This is a genomic window from Streptomyces sp. NPDC001868, assembly GCF_040297125.1.
Lineage (GTDB): Bacteria > Actinomycetota > Actinomycetes > Streptomycetales > Streptomycetaceae > Streptomyces.
This window is the reverse complement of the sequence record NZ_JBEOYO010000001.1, coordinates 276,215-293,739: the sequence shown is the minus strand read 5'-3', so window position 1 is coordinate 293,739 and position 17,525 is coordinate 276,215. Positions and strand designations below refer to the sequence as shown.

Sequence of the window (17,525 nt, the reverse complement as noted above, 5' to 3'; positions counted from 1 at the left end):
CGGCCGACGGCTCCCACGAGATCACTGGGTGCCGATGATGGTGTTGAGGAAGACGGCCGTTCCGGCGAAAGCGACGCCGCCGGCCAGCACCGCGGTGGCGATACCCGGGTCCGACCGGTGTGTGAGGACGGCAGCCACGGCGGCGGCGATGACTGCGACCACCAGAATGAGCGCGCTGCGCGGACTGAGCAGGGTCGGAGTACCCGCGGGGGGAGTCGCGTTCGGCACTGGGGCAGGCGGCTGCGGTGCCCCCGACGGCCCTGCGACGGGGGCGTGGCCGGCTATGGAAGCGACGCCCGGCTGCGCGGGCGGTGCCTGCCCGGTTTCCGGTTGCTGCGGCGTGCTGGTCATGGCTCTCCTCGTGCGGTGGTGCCCCGTCAGTGCCCGCTGCGTCTACGGGGCTTGATGGGGGTGTAGCGGCGGGGGGCGCCGGTGCCCCCCTCTGAGGGGTGTGTGACCTAGTTCACACTTTTGGGTGGTGGGGTGGCAGGGGGGAGAACCGCGGGCCGCGCCTAGGACCTCGTTACGCGAGCAGCACCGAAGGGGCCCATCAGGGGCCGGGCGAGGCAAGGGAGCGGACGTGCCAGATGAGACTTGCTCGGGGCGTCCGTCCCATCATCCAAGCCACCACACAGCCACGGCACTTGCCCCCGATCCGCAGGAGCCCTTGCAGTCACTCGAGGACCTGCTGTCACGGGCCGACAGTGAGGCGGCGCTCTCCCGTGCCGCGAGGCTGCAGGGCGATGCCCGGCTGGTGGACTATCTCAGGCGCCAGGACTTCAGCGGCCCCCAGTACCAGCAGTTCATCCAACGACTGATGGAGTACGGCTGGCGGACGCTGATCAGCTGGAGTGCCGACGGAGTCATCTTCGAGCGCACCGCCCGAGCGGGCCGCCCCGTACCCGCCCACATGGTGCAGACCTCCTGGGGTGAACACGAGCGCAGCCAGGTCGTCACCGACACCGTCCTCAAGGGCACCATCATCTTCCGCGAGCACGGCCTGGTCCGCGCCAAATGGAACGCCGCCGCCGGCGCCGGCTTGCCCACCTACTTCGTGGGCGCCTCCATCCTGGCCTTCCGCCCCGTGTACATCCGCTGGTTCAACGACCACCGCCTGGGGCAGGCTGAGCTCGACCGCGGACCGGCCGACGCGGACGACGGGCCACATGCCCATCCAGACATCCCCGACCAGCGCGCCACCGACCCCGCCAAAGCCGCCACCACCTACGACGACATCGCGCACCTGCGTCAGCAGCTGCCCGATTCACAGCTGCGCGAGGCCCTGAGCTGGATCGCCTTCGGCTATAGCCACGCCCAGGCCGCACAGCTCGTCGGACTCACGCCCAAGGCCCTTGAGCGTCGTCTGGCCCGTGCCCGAGCCCGGATCACCGACCAAGGCCCGCACCAGGCCCACGTGGGGGAAGGGGGAGCACGATGAGCGTCGACAAGGACGGGATCATGCACGATGGCAGGGTGGACAGCCTCGGCGACGAGTTCGAAGCACTGATGGCCGCATCCAGCCTGGGTGCCCCGCACGTGCGCGCCCGTACCGAGCCGATCCCCGCAGACGCGCAGCACCGCCTGCACGAGGCGGCCGCCCGCCATCGCCCCCCGGCCGCGCAGCCCGCTCCCGACCCGCGAGTCCCCCTGCGGGAAGACGGTCTTCTCCCCGGCCCGGATCGGCCGGGCACCGCCGGGGGCGCAGGTGCCGTATCAGACCCCATCGCCGTTGTCGGTTTGGGCGTTGTCATGCCCACCAGGTGGAACCCCGACGAATTCTGGCGTCTCCTGACGACTTCCAGCGCGGAGAACGAGGCTGTGGTGGTGGTCGATGCCTGCGGCGGCCGGGAGAACATCCGCGGCACCACGGAGCTGAGTCCGCTGCGGCAGTGCGCCGAGCAACTGGCCGACCTGTTGTGCACCGCGAGGCGGCGGCTGGAGCACGATGTCACGAGCCTGTCGACGTACGGGCTCTACGAGCCGCTGGACGACGTCGGGACACCGGCACAGTGCGACGTCGCCAAGTTCCTGCGGTACGGAGACCATTGGCGTGCGCGGTCAGGGCCTTCCACTCTGGGGGAAGCCCTGCGCCGAGCCATCCGGGCCGAACTCTCCGCCGCCAGGCTCGCCGACGACCACCCGTTCGCCTGCCCCGACGAGTGGACGGCATCGGACGGACCGCGCACCCGCACCCCGTGGACGGCGGCATTCCTGCGCCTGCAGGCTGCCAGGGCGCTGGAACGCGTTCCCGGCATGACGGGCCGGCTCACCATGGACACGGACGCGCTGCCGCTGCCGCTGTGGCTGTGCTCGATCCAGCAACCGACCACACAGACGCACTCCTGGCTGCGCACGCTTCTGCAGCCCCGTACTCGACCGCCGGTCAGTGTCAGTGAGGAAACGGCGCTGGAATACACCGGGCCCATGCCCCCTACGCGGTCGCTGGCGCTCGCGGCCGGTTTGAGGGCGATTCACTCAGCGGAGGACCGGGCGGGAACGCCCGCACTCCCCTGCGCTCGGATGGCCGACCTCCTGCATCTGGCTCCCGCCCGTCAGCAGCACAGCCCGATGTCGGGGATCACCCGGCCACACCCCCTGGCGTCCCTGCCCGCTCCACCGGCAGGCAGAAACGTCGGGCAGCCCACGTCCGCCGCTCTACGGGACACCTTCCCCGAACCATGGCCACTGACCTTCTGGCCACATGCCGACGCGGCTCCGGGCCAGCCCGGCAAAAGGCATCTGCGGGCGCTGTTGGACTGCGCCCAGATCCTGCTCGCGGTGGAACAAGCTGTCGACCTGGACCCAGCACACCGCCAGGCCATCCCCGTCCAGCATCCGAGCCCACCAGATCCGGATGCCTACGTCCCGCGCCCCAGAAGCGAACTGCTCGTGCCCCGCAGTCTGTCCGCGGCGACCACTGAGCGCGGTCACCCGGACGGCGATACGTCCCCGCCCGTTCAAGCCCTGGATCAGAGCGGGCCGAGACTGTCGGTCGAGCACACGGCCGATGCCACCGAACATAAGGCAGAGCTGTGGGTTCGCCTCCATGCCGACGAGAACGACCCCGGTGACCTGCTCCACACCCGGCTCGTCTACCGCACCACCGCCCCGTACGCGGTGACGGCCTTCTTCAATGCCGACACGGCAGACGAACGCGAATGGACCTTCGCCCGCGAGTTGCTGGCCGAGGGCGTCGACCACAGCACCGGCATCGGCGATGTCATTGTCTGGCCGGACAAAACGCCCTCCCACGCGGAGCGTCCTGGCAAGCTGTACCTCCGGCTGCGCTCACCCGATGGCACCGCCCTTCTCTCCATGGACCGCAGCCATGTCGAGGCGTTCCTCCGAGCCACGCAGCAAACAGCCGACAGCCACGCGGCAGCTGAACAACTCGACTCTCTGCACCTGTGGCGGAACCAATGGACCGAACTGACCTGCCCCAACATCACCGAATGACCACGGACTGGCGAGCGGCCGAGCGCAAAGGCACGCGGCATGAGGCGATCTGGCTCTGACAAGAGCTGTTGATCATGTGGCCATCGGTGTGGTCTCTCGTTGGTGAGCACGGGTTCGTCCCGGTGGAGGTGCCCTCCCGCGCTGTCCGGCTCTCGTGGGCCCGCCGTGAGAGTAGTGCCTGGAAGACGGCTCTGACCTCGGTGAACGGAACGCGTTCCGCGCACAAAGATGCGTCAGCTCGTCGTTGACCGGCACTCCGCGACAGGGCCAGGCTGAGGGAGCCAGATCGGATTCCGATCTCCCGATTCCGGTCACCGAACTGCGTGCAGGAGGCCGTGATGCTCCAGACAGACATCCTTGAAGACACCGAGCCGAGGGAAGACCACGAAGCGGCTGCCGTCGCCACGACCGCGCCCGCCACGCCGAACGCACCGGCGGACCGTGACGAATTGCTCTTCCAACGCTGCCTGTGGTGCGGCACTCCGGCCTACCGCCGCTCGTTCTGCCGTGCCTGCGGGTCCGTGGCTTTCCGACGGGAGCGCAGCGCGGGCGACGGGGTCGTCGTGCGCCGCCATGGCCAGGTACCGCACAACACGTGGTTCGTCGCGATGAACGAGGGCTTCAACCTGCTCTGCCAGGCCACCGACGAGGCCCCGGTCGCGGTCGGGTCGAGGGTGAGCGTCGTACAGGCCGTCGCTCCCCTCGGGCAGGGACTGCCCGTCGTCGAACCCACTCGCCCGCCGACTTCGAACCGCTGGTGGTAACGGGAAACGGCTCCGACGCAGCCACCTCGCGCGAGCGGGACGATCAGAGAGGAGGGTACGTGGGCACCGAGCACAACGCGCCGGACGGACGGGCCGGCGTGATCGAGGGCGTGGGGCGCGGGGCGCTGGAGGGGCTGCGGATCGCCGACTTCTCCCGGGTTCTCGCAGGCCCCTACGCCACCATGCTTCTCGCCGACCTCGGCGCGGACGTGGTGAAGGTCGAACGGCCGGGCATCGGGGACGACACCCGGGCCTGGCACCCTCCGGCGGACCACGACGGCACCTCGACCTATTTCCTCAGTGTCAACCGGAACAAGAAGTCCGTGACCCTGGACCTCACCACCGACACCGGCCGCGAACAGGCCCGTGCCCTGGTCGCAGAATCCGACGTGCTGGTGGAGAACTTCCGCCCCGGCACGATGGAACGGCTCGGCCTCGGTCCTCGCGAACTCCGTGACCGGCACCCGGAGTTGGTCTACTGCTCGATCAGCGGCTTCGGCAGCGGCGCGGGCGCGGAGATCCCCGGATACGACCTTCTCGTGCAGGCCGTCGGCGGGCTTATGAGCGTGACCGGGGACGCGTCCGGTGAGCCGGTCAAGGCGGGCGTGGCCCTGGTCGACGTGATCACCGGCCTGCACGCCTCGCTCGGCATCCTCGCCGCTCTCCGGCACCGGGACGCCACCGGGCAGGGGCAGCATGTGGAGGTGAACCTGCTGAGTTCGCTGCTGTCGGCCATGGTCAACCAGGCATCGGCGTACGCGGTGGCCGGTGTGGTGCCGGGCCGTATGGGCAACGCGCACCCGAGCATCGCCCCGTACGAGACCTTCCCGGCCGCCGATCGCCCGATCGCCATCGCGGTGGGCAACGACCGGCAGTTCGCCGCGCTCGCCGATCTCGTCGGGGAACCCGGTCTCGCTCTCGACGAGCGCTTCCGCACCAACGCCGACCGAGTCGCCCACCGCACCGAACTGCGGGACATCCTGGCGCGGCGGCTGAGCGCCGCCGGCGCGGACCACTGGTCGACCGTACTCCTGGCCGCAGGGGTGCCCGCCGGGCCGGTCAACACCCTCGACGAGGCGTTCGACTTCGCCCAGAAGCTGGGCCTTCCCGGAATCGTCGACATCCCCGCCGCATCCGCCAACAGAGGCGACGCGGGCGACAGGGCGGAGGGCAGGCCCTTCCGCCAAGTCGCGAGCCCCATCGCGATGAGCGGCACGCCCGCGCAGTACCGCCTGCCGCCACCGCGTCTGGGCCAGCACACCGCGGAGATCCCGCACCGCCCTTCCGGCCACGACCACACCTCCCCGCCGGACCAAGCGGTCAGCTGACCGTTCCAGGCGCGGGCACCACGACCGAACCGATCACCCACACCTCCCAGGAGCTCACGATGAGCGGCGCCAAGCCGATGAAGGACCCCCTCGACCTGCTCGACATCTCCTCCCTCCTCAGTGACGAGGAGCGCGAGATCCAGGCCACCGTGGCCAAGTTCCTCGCCGACCGGGTGCGCCCGCACATCGGCGAGTGGTTCGAGAACGCCCACTTCGCGCGCGAACTCGCCCCGGAACTTGGCAAGTTGGGCGTACTGGGCATGCACCTCGAAGGCTACGGCTGCGCCGGGACGAACGCGGTCAGCTACGGCCTGGCCTGTCTGGAGCTGGAGGCGGCGGACTCCGGCTTCCGCAGCTTCGTCTCGGTGCAGGGCTCGCTGTCGATGTTCTCCATCTGGAAGTGGGGCTCGGAGGAGCAGAAGCAGGAGTGGCTGCCCCGGCTGGCCGCCGGTGAGGCGATCGGCTGCTTCGGCCTGACCGAGCCCGACTTCGGCAGCAACCCCTCCGGGATGCGCACCCGGGCCGTCCGCGACAGTGGGGGAGACTGGATACTCAACGGCTCCAAGATGTGGATCACCAACGGCGGCATCGCCGATGTCGCCACCGTCTGGGCGCAGACCGAGGACGGTGTCCGCGGCTTCCTCGTCCCCCGCGGGACTCCCGGCTTCACCACCCAGGACATCAAGCAGAAGATGTCCCTGCGCGCCTCGATCACCTCGGAGCTGTACTTCGACAACGTACGGTTGCCCGACTCCGCCCGACTGCCGCTCGCCCAGGGCCTGCGCGGACCCCTGTCCTGCCTGAACGAGGCCCGCTTCGGCATCCTGTTCGGCGCGGTCGGCGCGGCCCGCGACTGCGTCCAGGCCGCCATCGAGTACGCCGACTCCCGGGTGCAGTTCGACAAGCCGATCAGCGCCTTCCAGCTCACCCAGAAGAAGCTCGCCGACATGAGCGTCTCCACCGGCAACGCCGCCCTGCTCGCCATCCATCTCGGCCGGCTCAAGGACCAGCACCGCATCCGCCCTGAGCAGATCAGCGTCGGCAAGCTCAACAACGTCCGCGAAGCGATCGCCATCGCCCGCGAGTGCCGCACCATTCTCGGCGCCAACGGCATCTCCCTGGAGTACTCACCCCTGCGCCACGCCAACAACCTGGAGTCCGTCCTGACCTACGAGGGCACCAGCGAGATGCACACCCTCGTCGTCGGACAGGCGCTCACCGGCCAAGCGGCGTTCCGCTGACTGCCGTGATCCGGACCACCGAGATCCGGACCACCGCAGGCCGGACCACGGCAGGCGGGGCCGCCGCAGGCTGACGGAAGACGCCCGTGAACATTGTCGTACTTGTGGACGAGATCAACGAGCGTGCCACCGAAGAGGCCCTGATTCTGACGACCACCGACGGCCGGGCGAGCGCGGTCCCCGCAGTCGTCGCGGACCTGCTCGCCCTGCCGCAGGTGACCCACGTACGGAAGCTCGACGTGGACGCCGGACGGGTGCGCGCCGCGCGCGCGACCGAGAACGGCGAGGTGACGCTCGACGCCCCGCTGCCCGCGCTGGTCAGCGTCACCGAGAAGATCAACGAGCCGCGCTACCCCTCGTTCAAGGGGATCATGGCGGCCAAGAAGAAGCCGGTGGACACGGTCGACCTCGACGACCTGTTCCCGGACTCGGACGACACCGCGTTCCTCGCGACGCGCACCCGTGTGCTGGAGCCGTCCCGCGTCCTCCGCGTTCAGCCGGAACCCGCATCACGGACGACGGCTCGGCGGGCCGGCAGCTCGCCGCGTACCTGATCGCCCAGAAGCTCGTCTGAACCGTCTGCCCATCTGAACTGTCCGTCCGCCCTCGTCGACCATGACGGGGAACGTGTCAACAAGACCACCTATGAACTCCTGGCCGCCGCACGGCGGTTGGGAGACCCCGCCGCCGTCGTGGGAACCCCCCCGCACGGCGGCGCGACTCAGGCAATCCCTCACCCAAGTGGCCGCCCGCCGCGCCGTCGGTTGAGGCGCTGCGCGACCGGAGGGGGGCGGCCGTCGGCCGCCCCCCTCCGGCCATTCGCCGACTGCGGTGCGCGTTCACCCTCGGCGACTCCGACGGTGATGCCAGTCTTGAGATCGGGGCATCGAGACACCGACGACGGGGGATGGCACCATGCCGTACACCGGGAAGCCCGGGCCCTGCTGCGACGTGTACATCGACGCCGATCCCACACGGGTGTGGGCGTTGGTGACGGACATCGCTCTGCCGGCCCGCCTGAGTCCTGAGCTGCGGCGGGTGAATGGCTCGACGGCGCCGAGGCGCCCGCGGTGGGAGCCCGTTTCGCGGGGTACAACCGCCACCGGATGATCGGCGAGTGGCGGACGGTGTCGCACATCGTCGAGTTGGAGCCCGAGGGGACCGGCACCAGGCTGAAACAGTCCGTCCGGTTGGGACCGGGCCGCTCCGGGGTCGACCTGGCCGTACAACACACACCGGAGCGGGAGCAGGAGATCGTGGCCTTCCGGCTCGCGGAGCTCCGCGCGAACATGTAAGCAACCCCGCACGGCATCAAGGCCCTTTCCGAAGGAACCAGCCGGCCAGGCTTCGGGACCGGCGCCCTGTCGGCCTTCAGGCAGCCTGGTAGTTGAAGAACCCCTGTCCCGACTTACGGCCCAGCAGGCCCGACTCGACCATGCGACGCAGCAACGGGGGAGGGGCGTACAGCGGTTCGCGGTACTCCTCGTACAGCGCCTCGCCTATCGCCGCCACGGTGTCGAGGCCGATCAGGTCGGCGAGGCGCAGCGGGCCCATGGGGTGGGCGCAACCGGCGGTCATCCCGGTGTCGATGTCCTCGGCCGTCGCCACGCCGGAGCCGACCATCCGTACCGCTGCCAACAGGTAGGGAACCAGGAGGGAGTTCACCACGAAGCCGGCGCGGTCCTGTGTGACGATCGCCTTCTTGCCCAGGGTCTCGTCGGCGAAGGCACGCACGCGCAGTTCCGTAATCTTCGAGGTGTGCAACGAGGGGATTATCTCGACCAGCGGCATGACAGGGACGGGGTTGAAGAAGTGCAGGCCGATCACCGATTCCGGTCGTCCGGTCGCTGCCGCGAGCCGGGCGATGGGGATCGAGGAGGTGTTGCTGGCGAGTACGGCGGCAGGGTTGGTTATCACCTCGTCCAGCTGTCGGAACAGAGCCGTCTTGGCCCGCTCGTCCTCCACGGCGGCCTCGATGACCAAGTCCGCCCCGGACAGACGGGAGAGGTCCGCGGCGACCGTGATTCCCGCCAGGGCATGGGCGCGGTCTTCCGAGGTGAGGGCGCCACGCTTCTCCGCCTTGAGCAGGGAGTCCGCCACACCGGTCAGACCGGCGCGGGCCCTGTCCTCGGTCACGTCGCACAAGGTGACGCGTAGGCCGGCCCGGGCACAGACCTCGGTGATGCCCCGGCCCATCTGTCCGGCGCCGACGACGCCCACGTGATTGATCGATGTCATGTGTTCCTCCGCCTGTCCTTCTCCGTCCGCGAAAGTCGACGGACGCCGCCACGCTCAGTGGTGCCCTGCTGAGCCTAGGCTGGTCGCACCCCCTCTGACCTGCTCGGACGGTGCGTCATCCGCGTACAAAGATGCGTCGGTCCGTTGTCGGTCGGCGGCGGCCGTGGCGGCAGCCGCCTCCCGCAGGCGGCGGATCACGCCGCGCACGGCGGGCGAGGTCTCGCCTCTGCGGTAGGCGCCCACCAGCCGGGTGGTGAGCGGTACGTCCGCCAGCGGACGATAGGCCACCCCGGGGATCTGTACGCGGCGCAGCGAAGCGGGGACCAGGGCCACCGCGAGACCACCGCCCACCAATGTCAGAGCCGCGATGAAGTCCCGTACCGGGGGAGCGCACCGAGGGCGGAAACCGCCCCGTTCCGCCACCTCCAGGATCTGGTCGCGGCAGCCGTACTCCTCGTCGAAGTGCGGGGCGACGAACTGCTCGTCGCGCAGCTCCGCCGCCGGTACCGCCTCGTACGCCGCGAGCGGCGCGTCGACGGGCAGCGCCAGGACGACATCCTCCGTGAGGAGACAGGTGGCGGTGACTTCGGGCGGGTATTCCGGTCTCCAGCGCAGGAACCCGACGTCGATGTCCCCGCAGGCCAGGGCTTCCAGCTGCGCCGGGGTCTCCAACTCGCGTACTTGCAGGGTGAGTTGTGTGCCGGGGGCCGCGCAGCGGGTGAGGACGTCGGTCAGTACCCCGGAGAACGCGGCCGAGGCGACGTACGCGATCTGGGCGTGCCCCAGCTCTCCGCGACCGGCACGGCGGCCCACGGCCTCGGCCCTCGCGGCCTGGGCGAGGGTCAGCCGCGCCTCTTCGAGGAACAGCTGTCCGGCGCTGGTGAGTGCCGGGCGGGTGCGTCGTCCGCGGTCGATCAGACGGACGCCCAGGTGCGACTCCAGCGCCCTGATCTGGGCGCTGAGTGCCGACGGAGCGAGATGCAGGCGGTCCGACGCCCGCGCGAAGTGCAGTTCCTCCGCGACGGTGACGAACGACTCCAGCCAGCGCAGTTCCACCGGCTCCTCCGTCCTGCTGGGCGTGTGCTCAGGCGTGCGTCGGCCGAGTGTACGGCCGGTGGGTCGGGACACCCCGCGGCGGCGTCAGGGCAGAACAGGACCGCCGCGGGGTGAGTACGGTGCGCGGTGGTTCAGGGGATGACGACGTAGTTGCTGAATCCGCCGTCGCGGTCCTCCAGGCCCGAGATCGCCTCGTTGACTCTCGACAGAGGGAAGGGCTTGACCTGCAGGTAGGACAGGTCCAGGGCGCCCGTGGCCACCATGCCGGCGAGTTCCTGCCCCTGGGCGGTGCTGAACCAGTTGGAGCCGATCAGCTGGACCTGTTCGTCCATGAGCCACTTCACGTCCACCGGCAGCCGGTCGGCCACGCCGCCGACGTTGACGACCCTGCCGCCCCGCCGGACGCCCTGCATGGAGTCGAGCATCGTCTCCACCGGGGCCTTGGCACCCAGCGCGCTGATCACGTAGTCCGCGCCCTCGCCGCCGGTGCGGGACTTCGCCCACTCACCGGTGGAGCCGTCCCCCAGCCGGAAGACCTCGACCCGCTCGGGGTCCAGTTCCTTGACGCGCTTGAGGAGTTCCTCGTTGCGGCCGGTCCCGAGGACCCGCGAGGCACCGGAGGCCAGCGCGAGCACGGTGGACGCGACGCCGAGGGTGCCGGTGACCCCGTCGATCAGCGCGACCTGGCCTGGGCCGGCGGCGGCGTTCTTGAGAGCGCCGTAGGAGGTGCCGATGTAACCCAGCTTTCCGGCCTGCTCGAACGTCATGTTGTCGGGGATGTTGACGATCGAGTACTGCGGGGCGGTCATGTACTCCGCGAAACCGCCGTAGGGGTAGAGGTCGAAGATCCGCTGGCCGTCACGGGAGGTGCTGAAGTAGCCGTTCAGCGTGAAGTAGCGGCATCGGCTCAGTTCGCCGCCCCGGCACACCTGACAACTCCCGCAGGAACGCAGGGGGTTGACGTACACCCGGTCACCCGGCTTGGTGTGCAGCACCGCCTCGCCGACCGCTTCGACCACGCCGGCGGCGTCCAGCCCGAAGATGGCGGGGAACTTCGGCAACGGCTGGTGCGGGAACCACGTGGGCCAGTTGTTGATCACGTTGGCCATGTTCGGCACGATCCCGCACGCCTTCACCCGCACCAGTACGTCGGTCGGGCGTGGCGTGGGCACGTCGATCGTGTCCACCGACATCGGCTCACCGAGCGCGTGCAGTCGGGCAGCGAGCATTTTCGCCATTGAAATACTCCTTGGAACTGCTCCGTCCCGGGCGGCCGGGGGCGGAGAATCAGGAATTGCCTACGAATTCGGGAAGGGGTTCGGGTAGTTGTCCTCAAGGTCGATGCCGAGCAGTCCCATGATGCGGACGCCGGAGTTGTACCAGGCGATGGACAACGACAGTTCCACCATCTGCTTGTCCGTCAGATGGTCGGCGGCGGCCCGCCAGGTCTCCTCCGAGACGTCGACCTGGAGCGTGGATTCCTTGGCGAGGCGCATCACCGCCTTCTCCGTGTCGTCGAACAGACCGGACGCCTCGAAGTCGGCCACCGCCGCGAGCTGTTCCTCCGTGAGCCCGGCCTTGAGTCCGTGCGACTGGTGGTGCGCGACCTCGTACGCCGACCGGGTCGCGTACCCCACGGTCAGGATGGCCAGTTCCCGCAGCTTGGGGCTGAGGTCGGCGGCCCGCAGCGAGTTGGCGTAGGTCAGGAAGGCGTCCAGCTGGGCCGGCGCGTTGGTGAGGGCGAGGAAGATGTTCGCCGTCGGGACCTTGCGTTCGGCTTCCAGCCGGTCGTACAGGGGCTTGTGCGACTCGTCGGCGTCCTCGCGGCGCAGATAGGGGACGCGTGCCATGGTGTCTCCTCGGGGGAACGAAGTGATCAGCGGGTGGACGACTGGGACTGTTCGAGCAGGAACCGTTCCAGCGACATGGGCTTCGGCGGCTCGGCCGGCGGAATCTGCTTGACCCCCACGAAGGGCGACGCCTCGAAGTACCACTTCTCCAGCGCCGGGAGGCCCCAGCGGGCGTTGGTGCTCAGCGATCCCGCGTCCCAGCGCACCGGCTCGATCTCGGTGTCGATGGTCTGGTAGTGGCTGTTGAAGACCTCCACCCGGTGCCCGTCGGGGTCGCGGAGATAGGCGAACAGCATCCCGCCCGGACCGTGACGTCCGGGGCCGCGCTCCACCCCCTCGCCGTAGCCGTGGATGCCCGCGAAGTCGCAGGCGGTGAAGATGTCGTGGCTCTCGGAGACGGTGTACGCGAAGTGGTGCAGGGCGGGGCCGGTGTTCTCGACGATCGCCAGGTCCAGGCAGGTGCCCTTGCGGTACATGAACGCGCCCAGGAGCTTGTCGCCGTGCGCCAGGTACTCGGAGTTGCGGAAGCCGAGTTCGCCGTAGAACGCGCACAGCTCGTAGGTGTCGGGCGCGAAGGTCTGATAGTGGTCGAGCCGCTGCGCGTGCGCGCCCTTGTGGAGCTGGAAGTCGATGTGCAGCCTCGGCCGGGTCTCCATGTGCGCGCAGAGTTCCAGCGGCGTGCCGATGGGGTCGCTGACGTGCAGGGTGCGGCCCTGGTACGGGGCGTCGACCCACTCGGCGGGCAGTCCCCGCTCACGGAACCAGTCGTACGCGATGTCGAGGTCCTCGTCGAAGAAGACCCGGAAGCCGATCCTCCTGCTCCTGCCCGCGCCCTCCTCGTCCAGTTCCAGGACGAGGCTGTGGTGGCAGGCCTCCGACAGGCCACGGAGGTAGCAGGTGCGCTCGTCCTCGTCGCTGACGACGAGTCCCAGCACGTTCACGTAGAAGTTCCGGCTCTCGGCCAGATCGGCCACGGTGAGCCGGACGTGGCTGGAGCGGGTGATGTTGAAACTCGGGCGCAGATTGACGGGTGGCAGCATGCTGGTCTCCGTGCTCGGATCGGCTCTGGATTTCATGGGGGCGACGACCGTGATACGTGACATTCTGCGGTCGTTCTACGGCTTGGTGGTAAAAGCCCGGGATCCGGCGAATGTGAAGGCGGACCAGCCGCTGAATTCCGCGGATTCTCCGAGGGACTCCTCGATGCGCAGAACCTCGTTCCATTTGGCCATGCGCTCGGAGCGGGTGAACGAGCCCACTTTCAGCTGGCCGGCGTCCCAGCCGACGCTCAGATGGGCGATGGTGATGTCCTCGGTCTCGCCGGAACGCGCCGAGACGATCGTGCCGAAGCCGGCTTCCTTTCCGGCCCGCAGTGCCTGGAACGCCTCGGTGACCGTACCGGCCTGGTTCGGCTTGACGAGGACGGCGTTGACCGCTCCGACCGTGGCCGCCGCCTCCACGCGCTTGGCGTTCGTGACCAGGTAGTCGTCGCCGATCACCTGGCAGCGGTCGCCGTAGCGCCGGGTGAACTCCAGCATGCCGTCGTGGTCGTCCTCGCCCACCGGGTCCTCGACGGACAGGATCGGGTACTGCTCGATCCAGCCGCCCAGCATGTCGATCAACGCCGCGGTGTCCAGCGTGCGGTCGTCGAGGGCCAGCGTGTACCGCCCGCCGCTGCCGAACTGGGACGCCGCGACGTCCAGCGAGATGCCCACCTCGGTCGACAGGGCGAAGCCCGCGGTCCCGATGGCGCGGGTCAGCATCTCCAGCGCCTCCTCGTTGGAGTCGAAGGCCGGCCAGAAGCCGCCCTCGTCGGCCACACCCTGGGCCTTCCCCGCCGCGCGCATCAGGCTTCCGGCCGCCCGGTAGATCTCCGCGGTCCAGTCCAGTGCCTCGGAGAAACTGTTCGCCGCCGGGCACATCACCATGAAGTCCTGCACGTCGACCCGGCGGTCCGCGTGGGCGCCGCCGCCGAAGATCTGGATCTCGGGCAGCGGGATTCGGACCGGGCGCTCGCCCGCCAGGTGCTTCCACAGCGGGACGCCCGCCGACGCGGCGGCGGCGTGCAGGACGGCCATGGAGGTGGCCACGATCGCGTTGCCGCCGAGACGGCCGCGGTCGGGGGTTCCGTCGAGATCCACCAGGAGCCGGTCGACGGCTTCCTGGTCACCCGCGTCACGGCCGGCGAGGGTGGGCGCGATCTCGTCGTTCACTGAGCCCACCGCGTGCCGCACATCGAGCCCGCCGAAGCGGCTGCCGCCGTCGCGCAGGTCCAGTGCCTCGCCCTGCCCCGTGGAAGCCCCCGCCGGTGCGATGGCCCGCCCGACCGCGCCGTCCATGAGGTGGGCCTCGACCTCGACGGTCGGTCGGCCGCGTGAGTCCCACACTCTGCGGCCGTGGAGCTTGGCGATCCGCGCGTCTGTCATGGCGGGGCAACCTTTCGGAGTTCGGACGACCGGGGTGTCGGGCCGGGAGTACGTGCCTGTTGTCGAGGGAGGGGCGTCCGCGCGGCTCACGGCCTACGGACGTCAGCGTTGACGAACGGGCGCGGGCCCCGAGGAGGGCGGCACCCGGATCGGTACGGCGGTGCTGCGAGCGCGACGTGTCGTACGGCTCTCTTCGTCGTCGTGCTAACGATAGCGCAATCGTGCGAACTGTCGACGGTGATGTCAAGGGGAAGGTAATGCTTCATGCTGGTCGGCCCGCCGCTCGGCGCCCTCCTTGGTTCGCATTGAGGTCAGTGCTATCGTTCGCATAATCCCGCTCCGGCAAGGACTCCGGCGGGCCCGTACGCCTCCTGGACGGACGGACAGCACAGGAGGGGCGGGCCCGCCGGGCCGGATCGCGGCCGAAAGGAAAGTGAGCCCGATATGGCAGCCGAGCCCTCTGTGGCGCCGATGACCCTCACCACCGTGGTGGCCAGCACGCGTCCCGGGCGTGTGGGAAGGTCCGTCGCGGACTGGTTCACCACCCGGGCCGCGGAGTGCGACCAGTTCGAGTCGCACACCGTCGACCTGCGCGAACTCGCCCTTCCCTTCTTCGACGAACCCCACCCACCCGCTCTGCGGCAGTACACGAGGAGCCACACCCGCGAGTGGAGCCGGATCGTCGAGGCGTCGGACGCGTTCGTCTTCGTCACCCCCGAGTACAACGGCGGTTTCCCCGCCCCGTTGAAGAACGCGTGGGACTACCTCGTCGTGGAATGGCAGCACAAGCCTGCCGCGTTCGTCAGCTACGGAGGGGTCTCGGCGGGCACCCGGGCGGTGCAGATGGGCAAGCAGGTCGTGGCCAACCTCAGGATGCTGCCGATCGGCCCCACCGTGAGCATCCCGTTCGTCAGCGAACTCGTCGAGGACGGCGCCTTCCGGCCCGGCAAGATACATGAGACAGCGGCTGAACAGGTGCTCGACGAACTCGCGCGTACCGCCCGCGTCATGCGCCGGCTGCGCGGCGGGACGTACTGACCTGTCGTCGGACCCGGGAAGGCGCCCGGAGCGGTGTGCTCCGAGCGCCTTTCGTGTGCGAGGGGGTGTGGGGGTGCTGCTCAGCGGGACCCGGACCTGGACCTTCCCTCGGGGGGTGCCGTGCTGCCCCGCAGGATCAGCGATCCGGGTGAGACCGATGTGTACGGTCCGTCGTTGCTCGGCTCGGTCTTCAGACGGCGCAACAGCCACAGCGCGCAGCCGGTGGCCATCTCCTGGATCGGCAGACCGATCGTGGTGAGACCGGGACCCCACCAGGAGAACCCCGGCTCGTCACCGAACCCGATCACGGACAGCTGACCGGGCACCTTCACACCCTGCTCGGACAGTTCCTCCAGGACTCCCCGGGTGAGCTGGATCGATCCCAGCACGAGCGCGGTAGGGGCGTCCGGGCCCTTCAGCAGCCGGCGCATCGCCTGGCGGCCGTGGTCCACGGACGACGGCGGACCCAGCTCCGTACGCCCGGCGCCGTCCGGCAGGCCGCCTTCGCGCAGAGCGCTGCGGAAGCCGCGCAGACGCTCCGCGCCCGTGGGCAGTTCCTCGGGGCCGCCCATGTACGCGATACGCGTGTGGCCCTGGGCCACCAGGTGGGCCGTGGCCTCGCGCAGCGCCTCGTGGTCGTCCACTCCGAACCACTGGGAGCCGAGCGACGGGTGGCGGCGCAGCAGCTGCAGGTGCGGCACCGTGCGCAGGAGCTTGACCGAGTCGCCGTGCGGGCGCGCGGTGGGCACGATGATGACGCCGGCCACGCGGGTCGCCGACAGCTCCCGCAGATGGCGCAGCTCCACCATCCGGTCGTCGTCGGTCTCCGCGAGCATCAGCTGGAAGCCCTCGGCCTCCATGTTCTTGGACAGCTCGTGCGCGATGGTCGAGTAGAAGCTGTTGCGGATGTCCGGGATCACCAGCGCGACCACATTGCTGGACGCCCCGCGCATCATCCGGGCCGCGCGGTTGCCGACGTACCCCATCTCGGAGGCGGCCTGGCGGACCTTGTACTTGGTCTCCTCGCTGATGCGGGAATCGTCGGCGAGCGCCCGGCCGACCGTCGAGACGGAGACCCCGAGGCGTTCCGCGATGTCCTTGGTCGTGATCACGTGAGGGCCCCCTTGAGCTGACTGATCCCGTGTCGTCACTTTCCGTGTGCCAACGATAGCGCTTGTGTCGCGCTCCGCAGTCACGCGGAAGGGGCTCCGGCACTGATCGTCCCCTGCGTGCTAACGTTAGCATTGCTGTATGGGTAATGCGGCCGTATGAGGCTGCCTAGTTGCGGAGGTTTCCGTGCGGATCATCAGGTATGCCGTCGGCAGCGTGCGTCACTATGGAGAACTCGTATCCGGGGAATCCGGGATCGCGAGATTCGAGGGGGATCCCTTCGCCGGGCTGTCTCCCACCGGTCACGTCGACGAAATCGGCGACGTGACCGTTCTTCCGCCGCTCGAACGGCCCCGGATCTTCGGGTTCGCCTACAACTACGCCTCACATGTCGACGAGACCGATCGTGAGGTTCCGGAAGTTCCGGTGTGTTTCATGAAGCCGAGTACCGCGGTGGTGGGTCCGGGTGACGCCATCGTCTATCCGGCGGATGGTGAACTGATCCATTTCGAAGGCGAGTTGGTCGTCGTCATCGGAAAGGAAGCCCGTCATGTGAAGCCCTCCGAGGCCCACGAGTACATCCTCGGATATACGTGCGGCAATGACGTCAGTGACCGCATCGTCCAGCGCAAGGAGAGCGCGTTCGGCACACTTCTGATCGGGAAGGGGCAGGACACCTTCGCTCCCCTCGGACCGGTCATCGAGACCGAGCTCGACCCCTCGGCGCTGTCGCTGACGACTCGGGTGAACGGCGTCGTCACGCAGTCGGCGAGCACGGCCGACCTGCTGCTCACCGTGCCCGACCTCGTCGCCTACCTCAGCCGCTATCTGACCCTGCTGCCGGGAGACGCGATCATGACCGGTACGCCCGCCGGCGTCGGACCGATCCGTCCCGGAGACGTGGTCGAGGTGGAGATCGAGGGCATCGGCGTACTGCGCAACCCTGTTGTGGCCGAGAGCCTCTGACCCCGCCCGCCGGACGACCACGCACAGGGGCCTGCCCACCGCTTGACGGTGG

The 17,525-nt window shown here is 69.2% G+C and carries 17 protein-coding genes; 9 read left to right on the top strand and 8 right to left on the bottom strand.

Annotated elements, in window-relative coordinates:
- Positions 1-21: 21 nt before the first annotated feature.
- On the bottom strand, positions 22-351 hold the full coding sequence (locus tag ABT147_RS01435; protein ID WP_351401476.1) for a hypothetical protein: 330 nt from the start codon (positions 349-351) through the stop codon (positions 22-24).
- Between the two features lie 316 nt (positions 352-667).
- On the opposite strand from ABT147_RS01435, the gene ABT147_RS01430 reads away from it, so the two are divergent.
- The 7 genes from ABT147_RS01430 (at position 668) to ABT147_RS01400 (ending at position 8,084) form a co-directional block, all read left to right on the top strand.
- The gene (locus ABT147_RS01430; protein ID WP_351401475.1) at positions 668-1,438 is read left to right on the top strand and encodes a sigma factor-like helix-turn-helix DNA-binding protein; all 771 of its coding nucleotides are present in this window, start codon (positions 668-670) and stop codon (positions 1,436-1,438) included.
- The gene (locus ABT147_RS01425) at positions 1,435-3,456 is read left to right on the top strand and encodes an SsgA family sporulation/cell division regulator (RefSeq protein ID WP_351401472.1); all 2,022 of its coding nucleotides are present in this window, start codon (positions 1,435-1,437) and stop codon (positions 3,454-3,456) included. Before ABT147_RS01430 ends, ABT147_RS01425 begins: the two co-directional genes overlap by 4 nt.
- 338 nt (positions 3,457-3,794) lie before the next feature.
- Positions 3,795-4,220 (top strand): zinc ribbon domain-containing protein, encoded by a 426-nt coding sequence (locus tag ABT147_RS01420; protein ID WP_351401470.1) that lies wholly within the window; start codon positions 3,795-3,797, stop codon positions 4,218-4,220.
- 59 nt (positions 4,221-4,279) lie between these two features.
- Positions 4,280-5,548, top strand: a complete 1,269-nt coding sequence (locus ABT147_RS01415) for a CaiB/BaiF CoA transferase family protein (protein ID WP_502983011.1) — start codon at positions 4,280-4,282, stop codon at positions 5,546-5,548.
- Positions 5,549-5,607: 59 nt separating this feature from the next.
- Positions 5,608-6,789 carry an acyl-CoA dehydrogenase family protein gene (locus ABT147_RS01410; RefSeq protein WP_351401468.1) on the top strand — a complete coding sequence of 394 codons (1,182 nt, stop codon included), beginning with the start codon at positions 5,608-5,610 and terminating at the stop codon, positions 6,787-6,789.
- An 86-nt stretch (positions 6,790-6,875) separates the two neighbouring features.
- Positions 6,876-7,343, top strand: a complete 468-nt coding sequence (locus ABT147_RS01405) for an electron transfer flavoprotein subunit beta/FixA family protein (protein ID WP_351401467.1) — start codon at positions 6,876-6,878, stop codon at positions 7,341-7,343.
- 516 nt (positions 7,344-7,859) lie between these two features.
- Complete coding sequence (locus ABT147_RS01400; RefSeq protein ID WP_351401464.1) at positions 7,860-8,084, top strand: hypothetical protein; 225 nt, start codon at positions 7,860-7,862, stop codon at positions 8,082-8,084.
- A 76-nt stretch (positions 8,085-8,160) separates the two neighbouring features.
- Here ABT147_RS01400 and ABT147_RS01395 read toward each other — a convergent pair whose 3' ends face one another.
- The 6 genes from ABT147_RS01395 to eno all read right to left on the bottom strand — a co-directional run bounded on the left by ABT147_RS01395 (position 8,161) and on the right by eno (position 14,359).
- Complete coding sequence (locus ABT147_RS01395) at positions 8,161-9,027, bottom strand: 3-hydroxybutyryl-CoA dehydrogenase (RefSeq protein ID WP_351401462.1); 867 nt, start codon at positions 9,025-9,027, stop codon at positions 8,161-8,163.
- Positions 9,028-9,081: 54 nt separating this feature from the next.
- Complete coding sequence (locus tag ABT147_RS01390) at positions 9,082-10,083, bottom strand: LysR substrate-binding domain-containing protein (RefSeq protein ID WP_351401460.1); 1,002 nt, start codon at positions 10,081-10,083, stop codon at positions 9,082-9,084.
- Between the two features lie 131 nt (positions 10,084-10,214).
- Complete coding sequence (locus tag ABT147_RS01385; RefSeq protein ID WP_351401458.1) at positions 10,215-11,321, bottom strand: alcohol dehydrogenase catalytic domain-containing protein; 1,107 nt, start codon at positions 11,319-11,321, stop codon at positions 10,215-10,217.
- Between the two features lie 60 nt (positions 11,322-11,381).
- Complete coding sequence (locus tag ABT147_RS01380; RefSeq protein ID WP_351401457.1) at positions 11,382-11,933, bottom strand: carboxymuconolactone decarboxylase family protein; 552 nt, start codon at positions 11,931-11,933, stop codon at positions 11,382-11,384.
- 26 nt (positions 11,934-11,959) lie between these two features.
- Positions 11,960-12,973 (bottom strand): VOC family protein, encoded by a 1,014-nt coding sequence (locus ABT147_RS01375; protein ID WP_351401454.1) that lies wholly within the window; start codon positions 12,971-12,973, stop codon positions 11,960-11,962.
- A 75-nt stretch (positions 12,974-13,048) separates the two neighbouring features.
- Entirely contained in the window at positions 13,049-14,359 is a 1,311-nt protein-coding gene (eno, locus tag ABT147_RS01370; RefSeq protein ID WP_351401452.1) for a phosphopyruvate hydratase, read from the bottom strand.
- A 444-nt stretch (positions 14,360-14,803) separates the two neighbouring features.
- Between eno and ABT147_RS01365 the strand changes: the two genes are divergently transcribed.
- Positions 14,804-15,397 carry an NADPH-dependent FMN reductase gene (locus ABT147_RS01365; protein ID WP_351401450.1) on the top strand — a complete coding sequence of 198 codons (594 nt, stop codon included), beginning with the start codon at positions 14,804-14,806 and terminating at the stop codon, positions 15,395-15,397.
- Between the two features lie 80 nt (positions 15,398-15,477).
- Here ABT147_RS01365 and ABT147_RS01360 read toward each other — a convergent pair whose 3' ends face one another.
- Positions 15,478-16,509, bottom strand: a complete 1,032-nt coding sequence (locus tag ABT147_RS01360) for a LacI family DNA-binding transcriptional regulator (RefSeq protein WP_351401448.1) — start codon at positions 16,507-16,509, stop codon at positions 15,478-15,480.
- Between the two features lie 184 nt (positions 16,510-16,693).
- On the opposite strand from ABT147_RS01360, the gene ABT147_RS01355 reads away from it, so the two are divergent.
- Positions 16,694-17,473: a fumarylacetoacetate hydrolase family protein gene (locus ABT147_RS01355; protein ID WP_351401446.1), complete on the top strand. Its 780-nt coding sequence runs from the start codon at positions 16,694-16,696 to the stop codon at positions 17,471-17,473.
- Positions 17,474-17,525 lie beyond the last annotated feature (52 nt).

Bases quoted from the DNA above. Each gene is read 5' to 3' on its own strand.
- ABT147_RS01410 (WP_351401468.1), top strand. From the start codon at position 5,608: ATGAGCGGCGCCAAGCCGATGAAGGACCCCCTCGACCTGCTCGACATC.
- ABT147_RS01365 (WP_351401450.1), top strand. From the start codon at position 14,804: ATGGCAGCCGAGCCCTCTGTGGCGCCGATGACCCTCACCACCGTGGTG.
- ABT147_RS01395 (WP_351401462.1), bottom strand. From the start codon at position 9,027: ATGACATCGATCAATCACGTGGGCGTCGTCGGCGCCGGACAGATGGGC.
- ABT147_RS01420 (WP_351401470.1), top strand. From the start codon at position 3,795: ATGCTCCAGACAGACATCCTTGAAGACACCGAGCCGAGGGAAGACCAC.
- ABT147_RS01435 (WP_351401476.1), bottom strand. From the start codon at position 351: ATGACCAGCACGCCGCAGCAACCGGAAACCGGGCAGGCACCGCCCGCG.
- ABT147_RS01385 (WP_351401458.1), bottom strand. From the start codon at position 11,321: ATGGCGAAAATGCTCGCTGCCCGACTGCACGCGCTCGGTGAGCCGATG.
- ABT147_RS01425 (WP_351401472.1), top strand. From the start codon at position 1,435: ATGAGCGTCGACAAGGACGGGATCATGCACGATGGCAGGGTGGACAGC.
- ABT147_RS01375 (WP_351401454.1), bottom strand. From the start codon at position 12,973: ATGCTGCCACCCGTCAATCTGCGCCCGAGTTTCAACATCACCCGCTCC.
- eno (WP_351401452.1), bottom strand. From the start codon at position 14,359: ATGACAGACGCGCGGATCGCCAAGCTCCACGGCCGCAGAGTGTGGGAC.
- ABT147_RS01380 (WP_351401457.1), bottom strand. From the start codon at position 11,933: ATGGCACGCGTCCCCTATCTGCGCCGCGAGGACGCCGACGAGTCGCAC.